Origin of the sequence: Caulobacter sp. (assembly GCF_035254145.1) — a bacterium.
Classification (GTDB): domain Bacteria; phylum Pseudomonadota; class Alphaproteobacteria; order Caulobacterales; family Caulobacteraceae; genus Caulobacter.
This window is the reverse complement of the sequence record NZ_DATFAV010000241.1, coordinates 1-20,196: the sequence shown is the minus strand read 5'-3', so window position 1 is coordinate 20,196 and position 20,196 is coordinate 1. Positions and strand designations below refer to the sequence as shown.

The 20,196-nt window shown below is 67.6% G+C and carries 21 protein-coding genes and 1 tRNA gene; 13 read left to right on the top strand and 9 right to left on the bottom strand.

Features of this window, described 5'->3' with window-relative positions; all coding sequences use genetic code 11:
- Window positions 1-79 precede the first annotated feature (79 nt).
- Window positions 80-766, top strand: a complete 687-nt coding sequence (locus VJ655_RS14775) for a glutathione S-transferase family protein (RefSeq protein WP_324112329.1) — start codon at window positions 80-82, stop codon at window positions 764-766.
- Window positions 747-1,907 carry a tRNA epoxyqueuosine(34) reductase QueG gene (gene queG, locus VJ655_RS14770; RefSeq protein ID WP_324112327.1) on the top strand — a complete coding sequence of 387 codons (1,161 nt, stop codon included), beginning with the start codon at window positions 747-749 and terminating at the stop codon, window positions 1,905-1,907. Before VJ655_RS14775 ends, queG begins: the two co-directional genes overlap by 20 nt.
- A gap of 85 nt (window positions 1,908-1,992) precedes the next feature.
- On the opposite strand, the gene VJ655_RS14765 is transcribed toward queG, so the two are convergent.
- Window positions 1,993-2,868 (bottom strand): UTP--glucose-1-phosphate uridylyltransferase, encoded by an 876-nt coding sequence (locus VJ655_RS14765; protein WP_324112325.1) that lies wholly within the window; start codon window positions 2,866-2,868, stop codon window positions 1,993-1,995.
- 150 nt (window positions 2,869-3,018) lie between these two features.
- Between VJ655_RS14765 and VJ655_RS14760 the strand changes: the two genes are divergently transcribed.
- A complete protein-coding gene (locus VJ655_RS14760; protein ID WP_324112324.1) occupies window positions 3,019-3,516 on the top strand; it encodes an FKBP-type peptidyl-prolyl cis-trans isomerase in 498 nt (165 codons plus the stop codon).
- A 124-nt stretch (window positions 3,517-3,640) separates the two neighbouring features.
- Here the strand turns inward: VJ655_RS14760 and VJ655_RS14755 are convergent, their stop codons facing one another.
- From VJ655_RS14755 to rfbC, 3 genes are all read right to left on the bottom strand, one after another.
- Window positions 3,641-4,843 (bottom strand): threonine ammonia-lyase, encoded by a 1,203-nt coding sequence (locus VJ655_RS14755; protein ID WP_324112323.1) that lies wholly within the window; start codon window positions 4,841-4,843, stop codon window positions 3,641-3,643.
- Between the two features lie 77 nt (window positions 4,844-4,920).
- A complete protein-coding gene (locus VJ655_RS14750; RefSeq protein WP_324112356.1) occupies window positions 4,921-5,823 on the bottom strand; it encodes an alpha/beta hydrolase in 903 nt (300 codons plus the stop codon).
- Entirely contained in the window at window positions 5,823-6,386 is a 564-nt protein-coding gene (rfbC, locus tag VJ655_RS14745) for a dTDP-4-dehydrorhamnose 3,5-epimerase (protein ID WP_324112322.1), read from the bottom strand. Before rfbC ends, VJ655_RS14750 begins: the two co-directional genes overlap by 1 nt.
- Before the next feature lie 37 nt (window positions 6,387-6,423).
- Between rfbC and VJ655_RS14740 the strand changes: the two genes are divergently transcribed.
- The gene (locus VJ655_RS14740) at window positions 6,424-7,476 is read left to right on the top strand and encodes a glycosyltransferase family 2 protein (RefSeq protein ID WP_324112321.1); all 1,053 of its coding nucleotides are present in this window, start codon (window positions 6,424-6,426) and stop codon (window positions 7,474-7,476) included.
- On the opposite strand, the gene argE is transcribed toward VJ655_RS14740, so the two are convergent.
- Entirely contained in the window at window positions 7,439-8,617 is a 1,179-nt protein-coding gene (gene argE / locus VJ655_RS14735; protein WP_324112320.1) for an acetylornithine deacetylase, read from the bottom strand. The two genes, VJ655_RS14740 and argE, sit on opposite strands and share 38 nt — an antisense overlap.
- A gap of 178 nt (window positions 8,618-8,795) precedes the next feature.
- On the opposite strand from argE, the gene purU reads away from it, so the two are divergent.
- The 5 genes from purU to VJ655_RS14710 all read left to right on the top strand — a co-directional run bounded on the left by purU (window position 8,796) and on the right by VJ655_RS14710 (window position 14,065).
- Window positions 8,796-9,638: a formyltetrahydrofolate deformylase gene (gene purU, locus VJ655_RS14730; RefSeq protein ID WP_324112318.1), complete on the top strand. Its 843-nt coding sequence runs from the start codon at window positions 8,796-8,798 to the stop codon at window positions 9,636-9,638.
- Between the two features lie 131 nt (window positions 9,639-9,769).
- Window positions 9,770-10,837, top strand: a complete 1,068-nt coding sequence (gene rfbB / locus VJ655_RS14725) for a dTDP-glucose 4,6-dehydratase (RefSeq protein WP_324112316.1) — start codon at window positions 9,770-9,772, stop codon at window positions 10,835-10,837.
- On the top strand, window positions 10,837-11,700 hold the full coding sequence (gene rfbD / locus VJ655_RS14720; protein ID WP_324112314.1) for a dTDP-4-dehydrorhamnose reductase: 864 nt from the start codon (window positions 10,837-10,839) through the stop codon (window positions 11,698-11,700). The genes rfbB and rfbD overlap by 1 nt, the downstream gene beginning before the upstream one ends.
- Before the next feature lie 120 nt (window positions 11,701-11,820).
- Window positions 11,821-12,693 (top strand): glucose-1-phosphate thymidylyltransferase RfbA, encoded by an 873-nt coding sequence (gene rfbA / locus VJ655_RS14715; RefSeq protein WP_324112312.1) that lies wholly within the window; start codon window positions 11,821-11,823, stop codon window positions 12,691-12,693.
- A gap of 94 nt (window positions 12,694-12,787) precedes the next feature.
- Window positions 12,788-14,065, top strand: coding sequence for a serine hydrolase domain-containing protein (locus VJ655_RS14710; protein WP_324112310.1), 1,278 nt, complete (start codon window positions 12,788-12,790; stop codon window positions 14,063-14,065).
- 58 nt (window positions 14,066-14,123) lie between these two features.
- Here VJ655_RS14710 and VJ655_RS14705 read toward each other — a convergent pair whose 3' ends face one another.
- Entirely contained in the window at window positions 14,124-14,561 is a 438-nt protein-coding gene (locus tag VJ655_RS14705; protein ID WP_324112308.1) for a hypothetical protein, read from the bottom strand.
- Between the two features lie 48 nt (window positions 14,562-14,609).
- Between VJ655_RS14705 and dcm the strand changes: the two genes are divergently transcribed.
- The 3 genes from dcm (at window position 14,610) to VJ655_RS14690 (ending at window position 17,231) form a co-directional block, all read left to right on the top strand.
- Complete coding sequence (gene dcm / locus VJ655_RS14700; protein ID WP_324112306.1) at window positions 14,610-15,734, top strand: DNA cytosine methyltransferase; 1,125 nt, start codon at window positions 14,610-14,612, stop codon at window positions 15,732-15,734.
- Between the two features lie 71 nt (window positions 15,735-15,805).
- Complete coding sequence (gene cysK / locus VJ655_RS14695) at window positions 15,806-16,792, top strand: cysteine synthase A (protein WP_324112304.1); 987 nt, start codon at window positions 15,806-15,808, stop codon at window positions 16,790-16,792.
- Window positions 16,793-16,805: 13 nt separating this feature from the next.
- Window positions 16,806-17,231, top strand: coding sequence for a DNA mismatch endonuclease Vsr (locus VJ655_RS14690; RefSeq protein WP_324112302.1), 426 nt, complete (start codon window positions 16,806-16,808; stop codon window positions 17,229-17,231).
- A 25-nt stretch (window positions 17,232-17,256) separates the two neighbouring features.
- Here the strand turns inward: VJ655_RS14690 and VJ655_RS14685 are convergent, their stop codons facing one another.
- The 3 genes from VJ655_RS14685 to VJ655_RS14675 form a co-directional block, all read right to left on the bottom strand.
- Window positions 17,257-19,020 (bottom strand): ATP-binding protein, encoded by a 1,764-nt coding sequence (locus tag VJ655_RS14685; RefSeq protein ID WP_324112300.1) that lies wholly within the window; start codon window positions 19,018-19,020, stop codon window positions 17,257-17,259.
- A gap of 143 nt (window positions 19,021-19,163) precedes the next feature.
- Window positions 19,164-19,463, bottom strand: a complete 300-nt coding sequence (locus tag VJ655_RS14680) for a DUF167 domain-containing protein (RefSeq protein WP_324112299.1) — start codon at window positions 19,461-19,463, stop codon at window positions 19,164-19,166.
- Complete coding sequence (locus VJ655_RS14675; RefSeq protein WP_324112297.1) at window positions 19,456-19,770, bottom strand: YggT family protein; 315 nt, start codon at window positions 19,768-19,770, stop codon at window positions 19,456-19,458. Before VJ655_RS14675 ends, VJ655_RS14680 begins: the two co-directional genes overlap by 8 nt.
- 113 nt (window positions 19,771-19,883) lie before the next feature.
- On the opposite strand from VJ655_RS14675, the gene VJ655_RS14670 reads away from it, so the two are divergent.
- A tRNA-Ala gene (locus VJ655_RS14670) sits at window positions 19,884-19,959 on the top strand.
- The last annotated feature ends 237 nt before the right edge of the window (window positions 19,960-20,196 follow it).

Here is a 20,196-nt window from a genome sequence, read left to right as displayed (position 1 = left end):
TGACTAATCGCGGTTCAGCAATCTCTTGTTAAGCAAAGCGGCGCATCGCTCTTTCGATGCAGCCTGAGCGCACCTGGGCATGAGCGTCGAACGCACCCTTCACCACTTTCCCCTCGATCCCGCCTCGCGGCAGGTGCGATTGGCGCTGGGCGAAAAGCGGCTGCCGTTCGTCGAGGTGCAGGTTCGATATTGGGAAGCGCCGCCCGAGTTCGCGGCCCTCAATCCATCGGGCCTGACGCCGGTCCTGGTCGAGACCCGCAACGAACGCACCCTGACCGCCTGCGAGACTCGGGCCATTCTCGAGCACATCGAGGAGAGCGAGCCGGAGCCGCCGCTATTGGGTCGCGATCCGGCCGAGCGCGCCGAGGCCCGCCGGCTGCTGCAGTGGTTCGACCGCAAGTTCGACAACGAGGTGAACGGCTTCCTCCTCCACGAAAAGATGGAGAAGCGGCTGCTGCGCATGGGGGCGCCGGATCTGGCGGCCCTGCGCCAGGGACGCGAGGCGTTGCGCATGCACCTGGGCTATATCGACGGCCTGCTGCAGACCCGCGACTGGCTGGCTGGCCGACGGATGAGTCTCGCCGATTTCGCCGCCGCCGCGCACCTGTCGGTCATCGATTATTTCGGTGACGTGCCGTGGAAAGACTTCCCGACGGCCAAGACCTGGTACATGAAATTGAAGTCGAGGCCGGCCTTCCGGCCGATCCTGGCCGACCGCTGGCCTGGCCTCGCGCCGGCCGCGCACTATGACGACCTCGATTTCTGAGCTTTCTCCCCCAAAAGACTTTGGTGCGATCAAGGACGAGATCCGCGCCGAGGCTCTGAGCCTGGGCTTCTCGACCTGCGGCTTCGCCGACGCGGCCGCCGCCTGGCCCAATGGCGACTGGTTGAAGGCCTTCGTCGAGGCCGAGCGCCACGGCGACATGGGCTGGATGGAGGAGACGCTGGAGCGGCGGTCCCATCCCACCGCCATGTGGACCGAGGCGAAGTCGGCGGTGGTGCTGGGCGTCAACTACGGTCCCGACATCGATCCCCTGGAACAGCTGGCGCGTACAGACAATGCCGCGATCTCTGTCTACGCCCAGGGCGACGACTATCACGACCTGGTCAAGAAGCGGCTGAAGGTGCTGGCCGGCTGGATGCATCGCCGGTTCGGGAACGACGTGAAGGTCTTCGTCGACACCGCGCCGCTCATGGAAAAGCCATTGGCCCAGCGCGCCGGCCTGGGCTGGCAGGGCAAGCACACCAACCTGGTCTCGCGACAGTTCGGCTCCTGGCTGTTCCTGGGCAGCGTGCTGACGACTTTGGAACTGCCGCCGGACGCCCCGGAGATCGATCACTGCGGCAAGTGCAGCGCCTGCCTGGACATCTGTCCGACCAACGCCTTTCCGGCTCCGCGCCAACTGGATGCGCGACGCTGCATCTCGTACCTGACGATCGAGCTTTCGGGGCCGATCCCTACCGAGTTCCGGGCGGCCCTGGGCAATCGCATCTATGGCTGCGACGACTGCCTGGCGGTCTGTCCGTGGAACAAGTTCGCGACGCTGTCGAACGAGGCCAAGCTGCAGGCGCGGGCGGCGCTGAAGCAGCCATCGCTCGCCGAACTGGCGCGCCTGGACGACGCCGAGTTCAGGGCTTTCTTCTCGAAGAACCCGATCAAGCGGATCGGACGAGACCGCTTCGTGCGCAACGTGCTGTACGCGATCGGCAATAGCGGCGACGCTGGTCTGATGGCGGTGGTCGAACCGCTGCTGAGGGATCCCGCGCCGGTGGTGCGTGGCGCGGCGGCCTGGGCCGCGCGGCGGCTGGTCGGAGAGGCCGCGGCGGCTTTGCGGGGCGTCGAGGACGATCCGGACGTGCTGGTCGAATGGGAAATCCTCCCCCCAGCGGGGGAAGTGTCGCCGTAGGCGACGGAGGGGGAAGAAACCGGATAGTCCGAACTTCCCCCTCCGGCCTGCGGCCGCCTCCCCCCTCTAGGGGGAGGATTTAGAGTTAGGCCTTCAGGGCGGCTTCCACGGCCGCGCGGGCGGCGGCGCCCAGGTCGGAACGCTTCAGGGCCAGGGCGACGTTCGCCTTCAGCAGGCCGATCTTGTCGCCGCAGTCGTGGGTCACGCCGTCATAGACATAGGCGTGGAAAGGCTGCTGCTGCATCAGCTTGGCCATCGAGTCGGTGAGCTGGATCTCGTTGCCCGCGCCCTTCTCCTGGCTGGCCAACAGGCCGAAGATCTCGGGCTGCAGGATGTAGCGACCGGCGATCGACCAGTTCGAGGGCGCCGTGCCTTGGGGGGGCTTCTCGACCATGCCGGTCATGGTGGCGACGCGGCCGTCGACCTTGCCCGGCGCGACGATGCCGTACTTGTGGGTCTCGCTGGCCGGCACTTCCTCGACGCCGATCACATTGCCGCCGCCGACCTTGTTGTAGACCTCGATCAGTTGGCTGAGCGCCGACGGCTGGGCGTCGACGATCACGTCGGGCAGCATCACCGCGAACGGCTCGTCCCCGATGATCTCGCGAGCGCACCAGACGGCGTGGCCCAGGCCCAGCGGGGCCATCTGGCGCACGAAGCTCATCTCGCCCGGCTTGGGCAGTTCGTCCCGCAGTTGCTTGAGGATGTCGGTCTTGCCCTTGGCCTCCAGCTGGGCCTCCAGCTCGACCTGGTGGTCGAAATAGTCCTCGATCGCGCCCTTGGAGCGACCGGTGACGAAGACGAAGTGTTCGATACCCGCCTTGCGGCCTTCCTCGACGATGTAGGACAGGATGGGACGGTCGACGACGTTCAAAAGCTCCTTCGGCGTGGTCTTCGTCCCAGGCAGGACGCGGGTGCCCAGGCCGGCGACGGGAAGGACGGCTTTACGAACGGGTTTCATGAGCGGCTCGTCTGCTGTTGGGAGGCCGTTTCTAGAAAAGCTGGCCGGTGAAAGCCACCACTGTTCCGTGAAATCGTTGGCATATCGGGTAAGAGGTGGAATGCCGCGCGGTCCGTGCTAGCTGAACGGCCAGTTTCGCTGAGGTTTCCCATGCTCCGTCGCGCCCTGCTTTTCATCCTCGCCGCCGCAGGCCTGACCCTCGCCGCCTGCGGTCCCGGCAAGCAGGCGCAGGAGAACCTGGCCGCCGCCGACGCCTTCATGGCCAAGAACGCCAAGGAGCCCGGCGTCGTGACCCTGCCGCAGGGCCTGCAGTACAAGGTGGTGCGCGAAGGTCCCCCGGGCGGCCTGCATCCGACCGCCGCCGACGAGGTCAAGGTTCACTATGAGGGCAAGCTGCTGGACGGCACGGTGTTCGACTCGAGCTATGAGCGCGGCGTGCCGGCCGTGTTCCCGCTGGACGGCCTGGTGCCGGCCTGGGTCATTGGCCTGCAGCGGATGAAGCCAGGCGACGAATGGATCCTCTACGTGCCGCCGGCGCTCGGCTATGGCGCACAGGACAAGGGCCCGATCCCCGGCAACAGCGTGATGATCTTCCGCATCGAACTGCTGGACGTGAACCGGATCGGGCCGGGCAAGCCGAAGGAATAGGCGAATCTGCGCCCCTTCTGGGGGAGTTGTCGCGGAGCGACTGAGGGGGCTAACGCGGCTTGCGTCCAGCTTGCCCCCTCCGGCCCTCTGGGCCACCTCCCCCAAAGGGGGATGAGAGTTCGGTTTAGACCACCCGCGGCGGGTAACCGCTCTCGCGCAGGGCGTCCATGACCTCCTGGGTGTGCTGGGCGTCGCGGGTTTCGATGGTGATGTCGAACTCCGCGCCCTTGGCGGGGACGTCCAGGGCCAGGCGGTTGTGGTTCACCTCGATGATGTTGGCGCCCATGGTCCCGATCACGGAGGCCACGGTCGACAGCAGGCCCGGGCGGTCGTCCCCGATGATCCGCAGGGAGGCCAGGCGCTGGGCGCGGACCAGTTCGCGGGTCAGCACCGAGGCCAGAAGCCGCGTGTCGATGTTGCCGCCGCACAGGATCAGGCCGCACTTCTTGCCGCGGAAACGCTCCGGATAGGCCAGCAGAGCCGCCAACGAGGCCGCGCCGGCCCCCTCGGCGATGGTTTTCTCGACGTTGCAGTACAGCGAGACGGCCTGCTCCAGGTGCGGCTCTTCCAGCAGCAGCACGTCGTCGATCAGCGGGCGCACGACGCCATAGGTCAGGTCGCCGACCTGCTTGACCGCAACCCCTTCCGCGATCGTCTGGCCGCCGCAGTGAGCGGCGACGCCGCGCATGCGGGCGGTGAACGACGGATACATGGCTGGCTCGCAGCCGACGATGCGGATGTTCGGATTGATCGCCTTGGCCGCCGTGGCCACGCCGCTGATCAGGCCGCCGCCGCCGATCGGCACCGGCAGGATCTCCAGGTCCGGCGCGTCCTCGAGCATTTCCAGGGCGATCGTGCCCTGGCCGGCCATGATGTCGTAGTCGTCGAACGGGTGGACGAAGGTCAGGCCTTGTTCGTCGCGCAGCTTGCGCGCGTGAGCATTGGCGTCGTCATAGGTCTCGCCCTCGATGATCACCGTCGCGCCAAAGTCGCGGGTGTGCTGCACCTTCACGAAGGGCGTGGTGCGGGGCATGACGATGGTCACCGGCACGCCCAGACGAGCGCCATGATAGGCTAGGCCCTGAGCGTGGTTGCCGGCGCTGGCGGCGATGACGCCCTTGGCCTTCTCGGCCTCCGACAGCAGCATCAGCTTGTTCAGGGCGCCGCGCTCCTTGTAGGCGGCGGTGAACTGCAGGTTCTCGAACTTCACCCACACCTCGGCGCCGGTGATCTTCGACAGCGTCTTGGAGTGGCGGCAGGGCGTCCGCTCGATCTGACCCTTCAGGCGGCCGGCGGCGGCTTGGATGGCGGCGAGGTCGAGGGTCATCGGATCAGCACTCTGTCGCGGCGAAGAACGAGCCGTGGCGGGGCCTCTAGCACGGCCAAGCCATCCGGGCACACCCTTTAGGGCGTCGTTTCGAGGAGCTTTTCGATCGCCGCCCAGGCTTCCGGCTCGGTCAGCATCGGCGCGTGGCCGACCGCCGGGACCTCGACATAGGCCATGTGAGGCGCGGCGGCGCGCATGCGATCGGCGATGGCCGGGTCGATCAGGTCCGAGATTCCGCCACGCACCAGCAGCAGCGGCCGGTCCTTCGCCAGGGCCCGGAACAGCGGATACATGTCCGGCGGCGCGAGGGCTTGGCCGCCTTCGGCCTGGGTCTTGGCCGCGGCTTCCGCCGCCGCTTTGATCGGGGCCGAGATGTCGGGATCATAGGCGAGGACGAAGGCGCCGCCCTTCTCGTCGAACAGGCGGCGGGCGAAGACGTCCCAGTCCTCGGGGCCGTAGCTCGGGAAGGCCGCTTCGTTGATCGCCTTGGCGTAGGCGACGGCGTCGGCCCAAGTCTCGAAGCGGCTGGCCATACCGGTATAGCCGGCGATCCGGGCCAGTCCCACGGGCGACAGTTCGGGGCCGACGTCGTTCAACACCGCCGCCGCGATCGCCTCGGGCGCGATCGAGGTCAGCACCATGGTGATCAGCCCGCCCATGCTGGTGCCGACGAACACCGCCCGCTCGATCCCGGCCGCCGCCAACAGCGAAACGACGTCGGCGGCGTAGGTTCCCGGATGGTAGTTCATCGGGTTCGGGTCGCGGGCCGACAGGCCCCGGCCGCGCACGTCGACCGCCAGCACCCGGCGGCCCGTGGCGGCGATGCGCGGCGCCAGGTCCTCGAAATCGCGGGCGTTGCGGGTCAGGCCGTGAATGCAGATCACCGGCAGCTTCCGAACTTCGCCGACGGGCGCGTGGTCCCGCGCGTGCAGAGGCAGGCCTTCGGGCGAGGTCCAGAAGAAGTCGGTGAAGCTCACAATTAGGCCTCGTAGGTGAAGGGAGACTCGATCTGCGCCAGCAGCGGGGCGGCGTTGTCGCGGTCGTTGGCGGTGATCTCGCCGACCGGCATCGGCCAATCGATGCCGATGGCCGGGTCGCTCCAGCGCACCGCGCCCTCGGCCTGCGGGGCGTAGTAGTCGGTCACCTTATAGAGCACCTCGCAGGCGTCGGTCAGGGTGACGTAGCCGTGGGCGAAGCCCTTGGGCACCAAGAGCTGCTGGCGGTTCTCGGCCGAGAGCTCCGCGCCCACCCACTGGCCATAGGTCGGCGAGCCCTTCCGGATGTCGACCGCCACGTCGAAGATCGACCCCACCACGCAGCGCAGCAGCTTGTCCTGGGCGTGCGGCGGCTTCTGGTAGTGCAGGCCGCGTTGGATGCCGCGCGTGGTCGAGCGGACGTGGTTGTCCTGCACGAAGGCGGCCTTGAACCCGGCTTCCTCCAGCGCCGACTGGCGGAAGGTCTCGGAAAACCAGCCGCGCTCATCGCCATGGCGCGCGGGCGTGATAAGCAGCACTTCGGGGATCGCCAGCGGCGTGATCTTCATGACGCGTATTTTGCCTTGAGAAACGAACTGGCCACGGATGCCGCCTGAAGCGACCGAAAACAAGAGCCAGGAGAACCGGGCCCCGACGGTGACCGTGGTGATCGTCTCCTATCAGAGCGGTCCGACGCTGGAGCCGTGTCTGGCGCGGCTGGCGGCCCAGACCTTCCGTGACTTCGAGACGATCCTGATCGACAACGCCTCGACCGACGGCGCGCCGCAGGCGGCGGCCAAGGCCAATCCCTGGGTCGATTTCGTCGAGGCGGGCGCCAACCTGGGCTTCGCGGCCGGTAACAACCTGGCCGCCCGCCGCGCCAGGGGCCGCTGGCTCGTCCTGCTCAATCCCGACGCCTACGCCGAGCCCGATTGGCTGGAAGAGTTGATGGCCGGCGTCGCGCGCCATCCGACCGTGAAGAGTTTCGCCTCGCTGCAACTCTCGGCCGACCGGCCGGGCCTGCTGGATGGGGCCGGCGACAACGTCACCAGCGCGGGCATACCGTTCCGGGGCGGGTATGGCCGCAAGCCGCCGGCGGTGTTGCCCGAGGGCGAGGTGTTCTCGGCCTGCGGCGCGGCCATGCTGATCGACCGCCAGCTGTTCCTGGATGTGGGCGGCTTCGACGAGCGCTATTTCTGCTACTGCGAGGACGTCGACCTGGGCTACCGCCTGCGCCTCTACGGCCAGCCGACCCTGCTGCTGCCCAAGGCCAAGGTCGCCCACGTGGGCTCGGCCAGCACGGGTGTGCGGTCGGACTTCTCGATCTTCCACGGCTCGCGCAATCGAGTCTGGACCTTCCTGAAGAACACGCCCGGCTGGCTGTTCCCGCTCACCCTGCCGCTGCATGTGGCGGTGACGGCGGGCCTGCTGTTGCTGCACTGGCGGCGCGGCGATGTCGCGCCGGCGATCCGGGGGATAAAGGCGGCCCTGAAGCGCGAGGATCTGAACCAGGTGCTGGCCGATCGCCGCGCGATCCAGGCCAAGCGCAAGGCCTCGCCCGGCGCGATCCTGCGGGTCATGTCGATCGACCCAGCGGCGTTCGTGGGACGGCGCTTCGTCATCAGGAAGTGGAAAGGTCCTCGATCAGCCGGCGCATGAAGGCCGCGCCGCGCTGCATCTGGCTGATCTCGACATATTCGTCGGGCTGGTGAGCCTGGTCGATCGAGCCCGGGCCGCAGATCACGGTCGAGAAGCCCGCGCCCTGGAACTGCCCGGCCTCGGCGGCGTAGGGCACGACGCGGGCCGGACCATTGTCGCCGGTCAGCTTGCGGGCGAACGCCTCGGCGACGCCGTTCTCCTCGGGCGCGAAGGCCGGGGTCAGCGAGCGGCGCTCGATCTTGACGCCGCCCTCGGGGGCCTTGGCCTTGATCTCGGCGTCCATTCGGTCCGCCGCCGCGAAGAAGTCGGTCAGCAGCGCCATCGGATCCTGGCCGGCCGGGGTGCGCAGGTCGAACAAGAACTTGCACTCGCGGGCCAGGATGTTGCCGGCCGTGCCGCCGTTGACCATGCCGACGGTCAGGGTCGCGCCCTTGGGGGTGAACGGCGAGTTGGGATCGGCCTCGCGCTCCAGCTTTTCCGAAAGCGCGACCAGCATCGCCATCAGCTTGATCGCCGCCATATTGGCCGAGACGCCCAGGTGGGTAAGGCTGGAATGGGCTTCGCGGCCGGTGACGGTGACCGTGAAGGTGGCGATGCCCTTGTGGCCGCGTACGGCGACCATGTCGGTGGGCTCGCCGACGACCACCAGGGCGGGCTTGGGAACCTCGGTGGCGATCACCTCGATCATGTCCGGCGCGCCCAGGCAGCCGACCTCCTCGTCATAGGAGAAGGCCAGGTGGACGGGCTTGCTGAGCGTCGCCTTGGCCAGGTCCGGCGCGGCGGCCAGGGCCAGCGCCAGGAAGCCCTTCATGTCGCAGGTCCCTCGGCCATAGAGGCGGCCGTCGCGCTCGGTCAGAACCCACGGGTCACTGGACCAGGGCTGGCCATCGACCGGCACGACGTCGGTATGGCCGGAAAGGACGATCCCGCCTTCGACCGCCGGGCCGATGGTGGCCATCAGGTTCGATTTGGTTCCGTCCGCGTTCGGCACGCGTCGCGAGGGGACCCCGAGACGGGCCAGATAGCCCTCGACCCACTGGATCAGCTCCAGGTTCGACCGGCGCGAGGTGGTGTCGAAGGCCACCAGCTTGGCCAGCAGTTCGATCGCGCGATCAGACAAGACTTCGGAGGAGGAAATCATGGTGCGAACCCTAGACCCGTTCTATCCGGGACGCCTACCCGGCTCGGTGTCCATGACGGCCATTGGTCTTCGGCGGGGCATGGTCGTGCCGAAACCGTTTCTCCCGAGGCGCCTGACGAGTGATTTCGTGCGCTCTCGGCTTTTCTTGGCGGCCGCGGTTCTCTAGAGGGAGCGGACCATGATCCTGACCCTCTCCTGCCCCGACCAGCGCGGCATCGTCGCCAAGGTGTCCGCCTTCCTCTACGAGCGCGGCTGCAACATCCTCGACGCCCAGCAGTTCGATGACCAAGAGACCGGCCAGTTCTTCATGCGCGTGGTCTTCGACGCCGACGGCGCGGATCGCACAGCCCTGCGCGGCGAATTCAGCGCCCTGGCCGACGGCCTGAAGATGAAGTGGACCCTGCGCGATCGCGCCGAGCGTTATCGCGTGCTGCTGCTGGCCAGCAAGTTCGACCACTGCCTGGCCGACCTCGTCTATCGCTGGCGGATCGGCGAGCTGCCGATGGACATCACCGGCGTGATGTCCAACCACCCGGCCGAAACCTACGCCCATATCGACCTTTCGGACCTGCCCTTCCATCACCTGCCGGTGACCAAGGAGACCAAGTTCGAGCAGGAGGCCGAGCTCTGGAAGCTGATCCAGGCGACCCAGACCGACATCGTCGTCCTCGCCCGCTACATGCAGGTGCTGTCCGACGGCCTGTCGGCCAAGCTGCAGGGTCGCTGCATCAACATCCACCACTCTTTCCTGCCGGGGTTCAAGGGCGCCAAGCCCTATCATCAGGCTCATGCGCGCGGCGTGAAACTGATCGGGGCCAGCGCCCACTACGTGACCGGCGACCTCGACGAGGGTCCGATCATCGAGCAGGACGTCGAGCGCATCAGCCATCGCGACACGCCGGAAGACCTTGTCCGCAAGGGTCGTGACATCGAACGCCGCGTACTGGCGCGGGCCCTGCGCTACCGCCTGGAGGACCGGGTGCTGCTCAACGGCCGCAAGACCGTGGTGTTCACCGACTAGCCTTCGACTGTTGCAAGTACACTAAAAACTGGAGTACGGGCTGGCTCCCGGAGCCTTTCGCGCCGCGAAAGGCTCGATCTTTGTGTTTGGAGCGCGCTGACGCGCTCTGAGGACCGAGGGCTATCCAGCGCATGTCGCAGCAGAATCTCCGCGTGATGGTGACCGGTGGGGCGGGTTTCATCGGCTCGGCCGTGTGCCGCCACCTGGCCGGCCAGAACGACGTCGCGATCCTCAACTTCGACAAGCTGACCTACGCCGCCTCGCCGGCCAGCCTGGCCGTGCTGGAGGGCAAGGCCGACTACCAGTTCGTCCAGGGTGACGTCGCCGACGCGGCGGCCGTCGCGGGGACGATCAAGGCGTTTCGGCCCAATGTGATCATGCACCTGGCCGCAGAGAGCCATGTCGATCGCTCGATCACCGGCCCCGGCGACTTCGTCCAGACCAATATCGTCGGCACCTACGTCATGCTGCAGGCGGCGCTGGAACATTGGCGCGGCCTTGACGGCGCCGAGAAGGACGCCTTCCGCTTCCACCACATCTCGACCGACGAGGTGTTCGGCAGCCTGGGCGCCGAGGGCCTGTTCAGCGAGACCACGCCCTACGATCCGCGCTCGCCCTACTCGGCCTCCAAGGCCTCTTCCGATCACCTGGCCCGGGCCTGGTGGCACACCTACGGCCTGCCGGTGGTGGTCTCCAACTGCTCGAACAACTACGGGCCCTATCACTTCCCCGAGAAGCTGATCCCGCTGGTCACGCTGAACGCCCTGGAGGGCAAGCCGCTGCCGGTCTACGGCCAGGGCGACAATGTCCGCGACTGGCTGCACGTCGAGGATCACGCCCGCGCCCTGCACCTGATCGCCACCAGGGGCGTTCCGGGCGAGAGCTACAATGTCGGCGGCCGCAACGAGCGGACCAACCTGCAGGTGGTCGAGGCGATCTGCGACGTCCTCGACGAGCTGCGCCCGATGGCTGGCCGGAGCCGCCGCGACCTGATCACCTTCGTCGCCGATCGTCCGGGCCACGACGCCCGCTACGCCATCGACGCGACCAAGCTGGAGACCGAACTGGGCTGGAAGGCCCAGGAGACTTTCGACACCGGCCTGCGCAGGACCATCCAGTGGTACCTGGACAACGAGGCCTGGTGGCGTCCGCTGCGCGAACGCTACGCCGGCCAGCGTCTGGGCCTGAAGACCGCCTGATGTCACGCATCGCCCTTTTCGGCGCCAACGGTCAGCTGGGTTCGGACCTCGTCGCCCTCGCGGGCCAGCGTGGCCTCGACCTCGTGCCGGTGACTCGCGGACAGCTCGACGCGGCCGATCCCGGGGCGAGCTTCGAGGGTCTTTTCTTCGACGTCGCCATCAACTGCGTGGCCGTCACGCGCGTCGATGACTGCGAGAACGACCCAGGCCCCGCGGTGGCGATCAACGCCCACTTCGCCGGTCGCCTGGCCAAGGCTTGCGCGGCCCGGGGGGCTCGGCTGGTGCAGGTCTCGACCGACTATGTCTATGGCGGCCAGGCCGAACGCGAACCGCTATTGGAAGAGATCGGCCGCGCGCCGGTCAATGTCTATGGCGCGACCAAGGCCCTGGGCGAGGACCTGGCCCGGCTGGAGCATGACGACGTCATTGTCGCTCGTGTCGCCTCGCTGTTCGGTGTGGCGGGGGCCAGCGGCAAGGGCGGCAATTTCGTCGAGACCATGATCCGCCTGGGCAAGGAGCGCGGCCGCCTGACCGTGGTCGACGACCAGATGATGTCGCCGACCGCCTCGTGGGACGCCGGCGCGGCGATCCTGGATCTGATCGAGGCGCGCGCCCCGGCCGGTGTCTATCACGTCGTCAATTCGGGCGCGGCCAGCTGGTGGGATTTCGCGCGGCGTATCATCGAGAAGACCGGAATCGCCGCCGAAGTGGCTCCGATCCCGACCGAGTCGTTTCCGACCCCCGCGCGCCGGCCGCCTTACAGCGTGCTGTCCAACGCCAAGCTCTCGGCCGCCATCGGCCGTACGCCGCGGCACTGGACCGATGCGCTCGACCGCTATCTCCACGCCAAGGGTCATGTCTGAGCCGCGGCGCCTAAAATCCTCCAAGATCATCGCGTTGAAACGCCGACCCCGGAGCGAAAGCGCTCACGCTCCCCGGAATTCCGCTCTAGGTTTGGCCGTCAGGACTGAGAAGAAGACGTAATGAAGGGCATCATCCTCGCGGGCGGATCGGGCACGCGCCTCCATCCCGTGACCCTGGCGATCAGCAAGCAGCTGCTGCCGGTCTTCGACAAACCCATGATCTACTATCCGCTGTCGGTCCTGATGATGGCCGGCGTGCGCGATGTCCTGATCATCTCCACGCCCCGCGACCTGCCGCTGTTCGAGGGCCTCCTGGGGGACGGCGCGCGCTGGGGGATCAACATCACCTATGCGGAGCAGGCCAATCCCAATGGCCTGGCCGAGGCCTACCGGATTGGCGCCGCGTTCGTCGGGGGCGAACCGAGCGTGCTGGTCCTGGGCGACAATCTCTTCTACGGCGCGGGTCTTGGCCGCATCCTTCAGGGCGCCAAGGAGCGTTCGAAGAGCGGGGCCAGCGTGTTCGCCTACTTCGTCAACGATCCGCAGCGCTACGGGGTCGTGGAGTTCGATGCGGCCGGCAAGGCCATCTCCATCGAGGAAAAGCCGCAGAAGCCGCGCTCGAACTGGGCGGTCACCGGGCTCTACATGTACGACAATCGCGTCGTCGACTTCGCCCGCGACCTCAAGCCCTCGGCGCGTGGCGAGCTGGAGATCACCGACATCAACCGTCTCTATCTGGAAGCGGGCGACCTTTCGGTGGAACGGATGGGCCGGGGCTTCGCCTGGCTGGACACGGGTACGCATGACAGCCTGCTGGAGGCCTCGGAGTTCGTCCGTACGCTGGAGCACCGGCAAGGCCTGAAGATCGGTTGCGTCGAGGAGGTCGCCCACCAGAACGGCTGGATCTCGTCCGAGCAGTTGCTGGGCCTGGCGCATGACCTGAAGAACTCGCCCTACGGCGCCTATCTGAAGATGCTCGCTTCGCAGGGCTGATCCGAGCCCCCACTACGACCACGAGCGGCTGGAAAAACCTCTCTCCCTCGGCGACAGTCCAACGCTGTCACAAGAAGCGTTTCGGGGAGGCCCCGTGTCCAAGAAGATGATCCTCGCCGCCGTGGCGGCGACGCTGCTGGCCGTTCCGGCCGCTCCGGCCTTGGCGCGTTCGGCCCCGGTCGCCGAGGCGCCCGCGCCGGTCAAGATCGACAAGGTGCGGATCGACGCGGCGCTCAAGGCCATGGTTGACAGCGGCCGGGCCGTCGGGGTCTCGGCCCTGATCTGGAAGGACGGGCAGGAGCGCTACTTCGGGACCGCCGGCATGGCCGACCGCGAAGGCGGCAAGCCGATGCGCCGCGACACCCTGGTGCAGATCTTCTCGATGACCAAGCCGGTCACGGGCGTGGCGCTGATGCAGCTGTGGGAGCAGGGCAAGTTCGGCCTGGACGATCCGCTGTCGCGCTACCTGCCCGAATTCGCCGACATGAAGGTCATGGACGCTCAGGGCGCGACCCGTCCGGCCGCCCGCCCGATCGTGATCCGCGACATCATGCGCCACACGGCGGGCTTCTCGTATGGCGGGACCGCCACGCCGGCCGACGCCGCGTTCTCGGCCGCCGATCCGTTGAACCTGAAGAACGACCTGAGTGAGTTTGGCCGCCGCCTGGCGACCGCGCCGCTGCTGTTCGATCCCGGCTCGGAATGGAGTTACAGCGCCGCGGTCGACGTCCAGGCGCTGCTGGTCGAGAAGCTGTCGGACCAGCCGTTCGAGGCCTATGTGAAGGCGCACATCCTCGATCCGCTGGGCATGAAGGAAACGGCCTGGACCCAGCCCGAGAGCGCCTTCACCCGCCTGGCGGCCACCTACAACAAGGGACCGGACGGCAAGCTGATGCGTCAGGACGACGCCGAGACCCGGAGCTTGAACTTCGATCCGAGCCGACGTCTGACCATGGGCGGGGCCGGCTTGGCGGCCTCCATCGACGACTACGCGCGTTTCTCGCGCATGCTGCTGGGCGAGGGAGCGCTGGATGGGGTCCGCATCCTCAAGCCGTCGACCGTACGCCTGATGGCCACCGATCATCTGGACGCCCGCGTGACCGAGCGTCGCTGGCTGCCCAGCAAGGGCACGGTGGGCTTTGGCCTCGACTTCACCGTCCGCAAGAGCCAGCCGCAGACGGCGGCCGAGAACCGCGGCGCGGTCGGTGAGTTCTTCTGGGACGGCCGTGAAACCACCCTGTTCTGGGTGGACCCGGTCAACCACCTGACGGCCGTCTTCTTCGTCCAGACCTATCCGTTCGACGCCACGCTGCACCACGATTTCCGAGCGGCCGTGTACGGGCCCAACTATCTGGGGCCGAAGGGCGACTAGAGCGCGTTAGGTTTAAGTGTGAGCGTTAAACCGCTCGAACGCGCTCTAAGGACAGGCTCTAGGGCTTCGGCTGGGCGGCGAGATTCCCCGGTCGCGAAGCGCAGCCCTTCAAGGTTTCACCGTCGACCGTGACTTCCGCGAAATAGTCGTAGCGACGATCGGACATGCCATCGGAGCATTCGCCGGGGATCAGGCGCAGCACGAGGCGATGTTCGCCCATGGGCGCATCGAAGACGCCCACCTCGCCCTCGACCCTTGTGTCGAGCCTTGCGGTGGTCGCGTCAGGGTGGTCGGGTCGCGCGAGGGTCATGACGCTCGCGCGAACCTTGACGCTCCAGAACGGCTCGGTCCCGAGGACGTCGAAATCGCCGGAATAGTCCGCCGCCATCGCGGTCGGCGCATCGGCCGGCGGTCCGGCGGGCTCGGTCGAACCCATGGGCGAGCGCCCGCAGGCCGTTATCAACAGGACGGCGACGATCGGGACGGTGGCGCGCATGTCTTTGGCTATCCCGTTTGAGGCGCGGTGAGGCTAGACTCGGCGGCGATGAATCGGAACCCGCGCCCCACCTTCCTGGAGTTCTTCGCCGGCGGGGGCATGGCCCGCGTGGGGTTGGGGGATGGCTGGACCTGCGCCTTCGCCAACGACTTCGATCCTGTCAAGGCGGCGACCTATCAGGCCAATTTCGACGACGGCGAAGGCCACTTCCATCAGGGCGACGTCTTCGCCCTCACCGTCGACGCCCTGCCGACGGCGGACCTGGCCTGGGCCTCGAGCCCCTGCCAGGATTTCAGCCTGGCGGGCGCCCGCGCCGGCCTGGCGGGCGGCAAGTCCTCGGCCTTTTTCGGTTTCTGGACCTTGATGCGGGCGATGGCGGCCCAGGGTCGGGCGCCATCGGTGATCGTCATCGAGAACGTGGTCGGCTTGCTGACCTCGCATCACGGCGACGACTTCACCGCCCTGTGCGGGGCGCTCAGCGAGGAGGGCTACCGCTTCGGGGCGCTGGAGATCGATGCTTCGGCCTTCGTTCCGCAGTCACGGCCCCGGGTCTTCGTCATCGCCACTCGCCTGCCGACCGAGAGCCTCGAAGGGCCGAGCGCGTTCCATACCCGCGCCGTGCGCGAGGCCGCCGCCCGGCTGCCCGAAGACCTGCGGGCCCATTGGATCTGGTGGGGCGTTCCATCCCCGCCGCTGCGCAACACCGACCTCGCCGCCCTGCTTGAGCCTGACGCCGTCGTGTCCTGGAACCCGCCTGAGCGCACCGAAGGTCTTCTGGCCCTGATGGCGCCGGCTCACCGCCAGGCGGTCGAGGCGCGGGTGAGGGCCGGCGGGCGTTCCGTCGGCGCGGTCTTCCGGCGGATGCGCGCCGGGGAGCAGCGCGCCGAGGTGCGGTTCGACGGTCTGGCGGGATGCCTGCGCACGCCGCGCGGCGGCTCGTCGCGCCAGACCCTGCTGGTCATCGAGAACGGCGAGATCCGATCGCGGCTCGTGACCCCGCGAGAGGGCGCTCGACTGATGGGCCTGCCGGACTCCTATCGCTTGCCTCCGTCGCAGACGGCGGGCCTTCAGGTCGTCGGCGACGGCGTGGCCGCGCCGGTCGTCAGATGGCTGGCCGATAAACTCCTCGAGCCGCTCGTCTATAGCAAAACTGCAAGCCTCGCCGCCGAATGACCCCCTGACAGGTGGAATTTGCGGGTCTAGGGTGCGCCGCTTTCCGCAACCCAAGGCTCCGAGGTGCTCCGATGGACGACGCTTCCTCCCTCTATGACGCCGCGCGCTTCAAGCGCGTCGGTCGCGGCAAGGTCTATGACTCGATCATCGACACGATCGGCGACACGCCGCTGGTGCGCCTGCCCCGGTTGTCGGCCGAGCTGAAGCCGAAGGCCGAGGTCCTGGCCAAGCTGGAGTTCTTCAATCCGATCGCCTCGGTCAAGGACCGGATCGGCGTCTCGATGGTCGAGTCGCTGGAGGCGCAGGGGATCCTGAAGCCCGGCGCGACGATCATCGAGCCGACCAGCGGCAACACCGGCATCGCCCTGGCCTTCGTGGCGGCGGCCAAGGGCTACAAGCTGATCCTGGTCATGCCCGAGAGCATGTCGATCGAGCGCCGCAAGATGCTGCTGCTGCTCGGCGCCAAGCTTGAGCTCACACCGGCGGAAAAGGGCATGCGCGGCGCGGTCGCTCGCGCCCAGGAGCTGATCGAAGCCACCCCTGGCTCGGTCATGCCGCAGCAGTTCGAGAACAGCGCCAATCCGCTGATCCACCGGGTCTCGACCGCCGAGGAGATCTGGAACGACACCGCTGGCGCGGTCGACGCCGTGGTCTCGGGCGTCGGCACCGGCGGCACGATCACCGGCGTCGGCCAGGCCCTCAAGGCCCGCAAGCCCTCGCTGAAGATGGTGGCCGTGGAACCCGAGGCCTCGGCCGTGCTGTCGGGCGGCGCGCCGGGTCCGCACAAGATCCAGGGCATCGGCGCAGGCTTCGTGCCGGACGTGCTCGATCGCGGCGTGATCGACGAGATCGTCCAGGTCAGCAACGACGACGCCTTCGCCATGGCCCGCCGCGCGGCGGCGATCGAAGGCTTGCCGGTCGGCATCAGCTCGGGCGCGGCCCTGACGGCCGCCTTCGACCTGGCGCTCCGCGACGAGTACAAGGGCAAGACGATCGTGACGATCATCCCCAGCTTCGCCGAGCGCTATCTCTCGACGGCGCTGTTCGAGGGGCTTTGAGGCCGGCGGGCGCTTGACCGACGTCTACGACAAGGAAAAGCGCTCGGCCGTCATGGCCAGAGTCAGGAGCAAGGACACCTCGCCCGAGCGGGCGGTGCGCCGCATCCTGACCGCCCTTGGCGCGCGCTATCGCCTGCATCGCAAGGACCTGCCCGGCAGCCCGGATCTGGTCATGCCGGGTCGGAGGCTGGCCTTCTTCGTCCACGGCTGCTTCTGGCACGGCCACGACTGCGCGCGCGGCGCGCGGGTGCCGAAGGCCAATCGCGACTATTGGCTGGCCAAGGTGGCGCGCAACAAGGCGCGGGACGCCAGGGTCGCAGAGGCCCTGCGAACCGAGGGCTGGACCGTCGAAACCATCTGGGAATGCGAATTGAAGGACGAGAACGCCTTGAGGGCCCGGCTCGGCGAGGTTCTGGAACGGTTTCCAAAACGGGGTTGAGCGCGCTCGGCGGCGACGCTGGCCTCTAGCCGCCTCGTTGCGCCACGGTCTTCGTCTGGGCTTCGCGCAGGGGGCTCGATGGCGTCTTGGCCAGGGCCATGTACAGCTCGGCCGGATCGATGGGCTTGGACACATGCGCGTTCATGCCGGCGTCGAGGCAGTCCTCCCAGTCGCGGACGGTCGCCGAGGCGGTGACGGCGATCACCGGCACGTCCCGGTTGGGGCCGACGCTGGTCCTCAGAAGCCGCGTGGCCGCCCGGCCGTCCATGCCGGGCATGTAGACGTCCATCAACACCGCGTCGAACACTTCGGCCCTCAGCAGTTCGAGCGCTTCCTCGGCCGACTCCGCGAGGGTGGCGTGGACGCCGAAAGGCTGCAGGACCAGCTCGAGGGCTCGGCGGTTGACGACGTGGTCATCGACGACCAGCACCCTCATGCCGGCGATCTCCGGCGCTTCTGCGGCGCCCGTCGGCGTTTCCGCGGCTTCCAGCGTCGCGGTCAGGGTGAAGCGCGCGCCCTTGCCCGCCGGGCTGCTCGCGCAAAGATCCCCGCCCATCAGGCGCGCCAGCTCCCGGCTGATCACCAGGCCAAGCCCGGATCCGCCATGCTGGCGGACCACGGCCTCGTCGAGCTGTTCGAACGGAGCGAACAGGCGCGGAAGCGCGGCTTCGGGAATGCCGGGGCCCGTGTCCACGACATCGATCGACAGCAGGATGACCGCGCCGTCCGTCTCGGCGCGCAGAGTGACGGTGATCTCGCCCCGCGTCGTGAACTTCAGGGCGTTGGAAAGCAGATTGTTGAGCACCTGCTTCAGCCGCATGGCGTCTCCGGTCACCCAGCGCGGCAGGGTCGCCGCGCCCCGCGTGCGCAGGCGCAGGCCCTTGCGCGCGGCTTCGGGCCGCCAGAGCCGCAGGGTGTCGGCGATCGTCTGACGCAGGTTGAAGGCCGACCTGTCGACCGACATCCGGCCCGCCTCGAGCCGCGAGAAATCCAGCAGGTCGTTCAACAGCGTCCGCATCAGTCCGCCGGCGTCTGCGATCAGTTGGGCCTGGATCTTCGAACCGGCCTCGGGGACGTCGCCGTGCAGGCGCGCGGCGCCGGCCAGAATGGCGCTGATCGGCGTGCGCAGTTCATGGCTGATCATCGCGACGAAGGCCGACTTGGCCGCCACCGCTTCCTCGGCCTCGTAGCGACGGCGCTCGGCCTCTTCCTTGGCGTCGGCCTCGGCCTTGAGGGCGGTGTGAAGGGTGCGCGCCGCCACGGTGACGGCGGCGATCAGCAGCAGAGCCCCGAACCATAGGGCGTTGGCCAGAGGCGCGCCGGGATTGGCCGAGCGGGCGACGAGCGGGACGATGAGCAGATAGACCACATAGGGCGCGGCCGCCGAGAAGACGGCCGAGCGCTGGCTGCCATTGATCACCACCACGTTCAGCAAGGCGCCGGCCAGCAGCATTCCGCCGAGCGTCGGCGCGAAGCGCGCTTGCGAGGCGAACAGCGGCAAGGCCACGACGCCGAACACCGCCGAGGTCAGGAAGGGCGCCGCCGTGACGGTCAGTCGTCGCCAAAGCGCCTGGGTCCGTTCGGATCGGCCTTGGGTCCAGGTGTGGAACCATAGCTCGGCCCCCTGCAGGCCGGCGTAGAGCGCCGCCCAAACCCATACCCATGGCAGCCTGATATAGACGTCGAGGATCAGGGCGATGGCGACGGTGGCGATCAGGCGCAGATAGGTGTTCGCGCGTCGCGAAGCGATCGTGCGCGCCACGTCTCTCTTCTCCACCATCGCGCTCATTTGGCGCTGTTCCCCCGAACCGAGCCCAACTGGGTTTCGACCCTCGAGCTTAGCCGTTAAGGGCTAAGAGGATGTGAAAAGAAGCACGTTTCATCAATGGTTTGGCGTAGATTGGGCCGGGCGCGGGTCCTCGCCGGCGCGGGTCAGGCGTCGCTAGTCCCGGGGCGCGGCCCAAATGCGCGGACAAGGGCCGACGGATCGACGCCATCGAGCTCAAGGCGTTTGACCCGCGCCGTTTCGCCGGACGCGAGCCTCACGGCAGAGCGTGGAATCTTCAGGGTCTTGGCGAGAAAGGCCACCAAGGCGGCGTTGGCCGCGCCATCCACCGGCGGGCTGGCGACGCGGACCTTCAGGAAGGCGCGGCCGTCCGCGTCCACCGCCCAGCCGTCGACGGCGTCCCGCCCGCCGCGCGGCGTCAGGCGAACGGCCAGGACCTCAGCCAAAGGGGCCGATCAGAGCGGCCTCGAGGGCCGGCAGGATGAAGATCTGAACGCCGCGCAGCAGCAGCAGCACGATGATCGGGCTGATGTCCACGCCGCCGATCGCGGGAATGATCTTGCGGAAGGGGCGCAGGATCGGATCGGTGATCCGGTCCAGGAAGCTGGCGACGTTGTAGACGAACTCGTTGCGGCGATTGATGACCTCGAACGCGAACAGCCAGCTGAGGATCGCCGAGATCACGATGGCCCACCAGAGCAGGTCCACCAGGGCGTTGATGATGAAGAAGACGAGATGGATGATCGGGGCCATGGTTTTTCCGTCGATGCGCCTGAGCTTCTTGCCGCGCCTGGAGGGTGCTGACAAGGCGCTGTGATAACCCCGCTTGACGTCCGGCCTCTGTCGCCGTATCTCCGCCGCTCCTTGGGGCCGTAGCTCAGATGGTAGAGCGCCTCGTTCGCAATGAGGAGGTCAGGGGTTCGATTCCCCTCGGCTCCACCAAGGATTCTATCTAAATAATTGTTTTTGCTTAGCAAAAGGCAGTGGCCCGCTGAGCAACCCCACGAATTTCCCCTCACTTTTCTCGTGCTTCAATGACACCGTCTGCGTTGCAGTGGTGCACGATGGGACAGGTTCCTTTTACAATAGTCGGGCAGCAGAACCGGCCAGCGCCCTACCACCTCGCATCCGGCAAAGCCGATAAGTTGGGGGCGGCCAGATGTTTTCGCCGAACCAGTC

What these genes read in the sequence shown, in the direction of transcription:
- VJ655_RS14775 (WP_324112329.1), top strand. Translation starts at nt 80, where the DNA reads ATGAGCGTCGAACGCACCCTTCACCACTTTCCCCTCGATCCCGCCTCG.
- queG (WP_324112327.1), top strand. Translation starts at nt 747, where the DNA reads ATGACGACCTCGATTTCTGAGCTTTCTCCCCCAAAAGACTTTGGTGCG.
- VJ655_RS14765 (WP_324112325.1), bottom strand. Translation starts at nt 2,868, where the DNA reads ATGAAACCCGTTCGTAAAGCCGTCCTTCCCGTCGCCGGCCTGGGCACC.
- VJ655_RS14760 (WP_324112324.1), top strand. Translation starts at nt 3,019, where the DNA reads ATGCTCCGTCGCGCCCTGCTTTTCATCCTCGCCGCCGCAGGCCTGACC.
- VJ655_RS14755 (WP_324112323.1), bottom strand. Translation starts at nt 4,843, where the DNA reads ATGACCCTCGACCTCGCCGCCATCCAAGCCGCCGCCGGCCGCCTGAAG.
- rfbC (WP_324112322.1), bottom strand. Translation starts at nt 6,386, where the DNA reads ATGAAGATCACGCCGCTGGCGATCCCCGAAGTGCTGCTTATCACGCCC.
- VJ655_RS14740 (WP_324112321.1), top strand. Translation starts at nt 6,424, where the DNA reads ATGCCGCCTGAAGCGACCGAAAACAAGAGCCAGGAGAACCGGGCCCCG.
- argE (WP_324112320.1), bottom strand. Translation starts at nt 8,617, where the DNA reads ATGATTTCCTCCTCCGAAGTCTTGTCTGATCGCGCGATCGAACTGCTG.
- purU (WP_324112318.1), top strand. Translation starts at nt 8,796, where the DNA reads ATGATCCTGACCCTCTCCTGCCCCGACCAGCGCGGCATCGTCGCCAAG.
- rfbB (WP_324112316.1), top strand. Translation starts at nt 9,770, where the DNA reads ATGTCGCAGCAGAATCTCCGCGTGATGGTGACCGGTGGGGCGGGTTTC.
- rfbD (WP_324112314.1), top strand. Translation starts at nt 10,837, where the DNA reads ATGTCACGCATCGCCCTTTTCGGCGCCAACGGTCAGCTGGGTTCGGAC.
- rfbA (WP_324112312.1), top strand. Translation starts at nt 11,821, where the DNA reads ATGAAGGGCATCATCCTCGCGGGCGGATCGGGCACGCGCCTCCATCCC.
- VJ655_RS14705 (WP_324112308.1), bottom strand. Translation starts at nt 14,561, where the DNA reads ATGCGCGCCACCGTCCCGATCGTCGCCGTCCTGTTGATAACGGCCTGC.
- dcm (WP_324112306.1), top strand. Translation starts at nt 14,610, where the DNA reads ATGAATCGGAACCCGCGCCCCACCTTCCTGGAGTTCTTCGCCGGCGGG.
- cysK (WP_324112304.1), top strand. Translation starts at nt 15,806, where the DNA reads ATGGACGACGCTTCCTCCCTCTATGACGCCGCGCGCTTCAAGCGCGTC.
- VJ655_RS14685 (WP_324112300.1), bottom strand. Translation starts at nt 19,020, where the DNA reads ATGAGCGCGATGGTGGAGAAGAGAGACGTGGCGCGCACGATCGCTTCG.
- VJ655_RS14675 (WP_324112297.1), bottom strand. Translation starts at nt 19,770, where the DNA reads ATGGCCCCGATCATCCATCTCGTCTTCTTCATCATCAACGCCCTGGTG.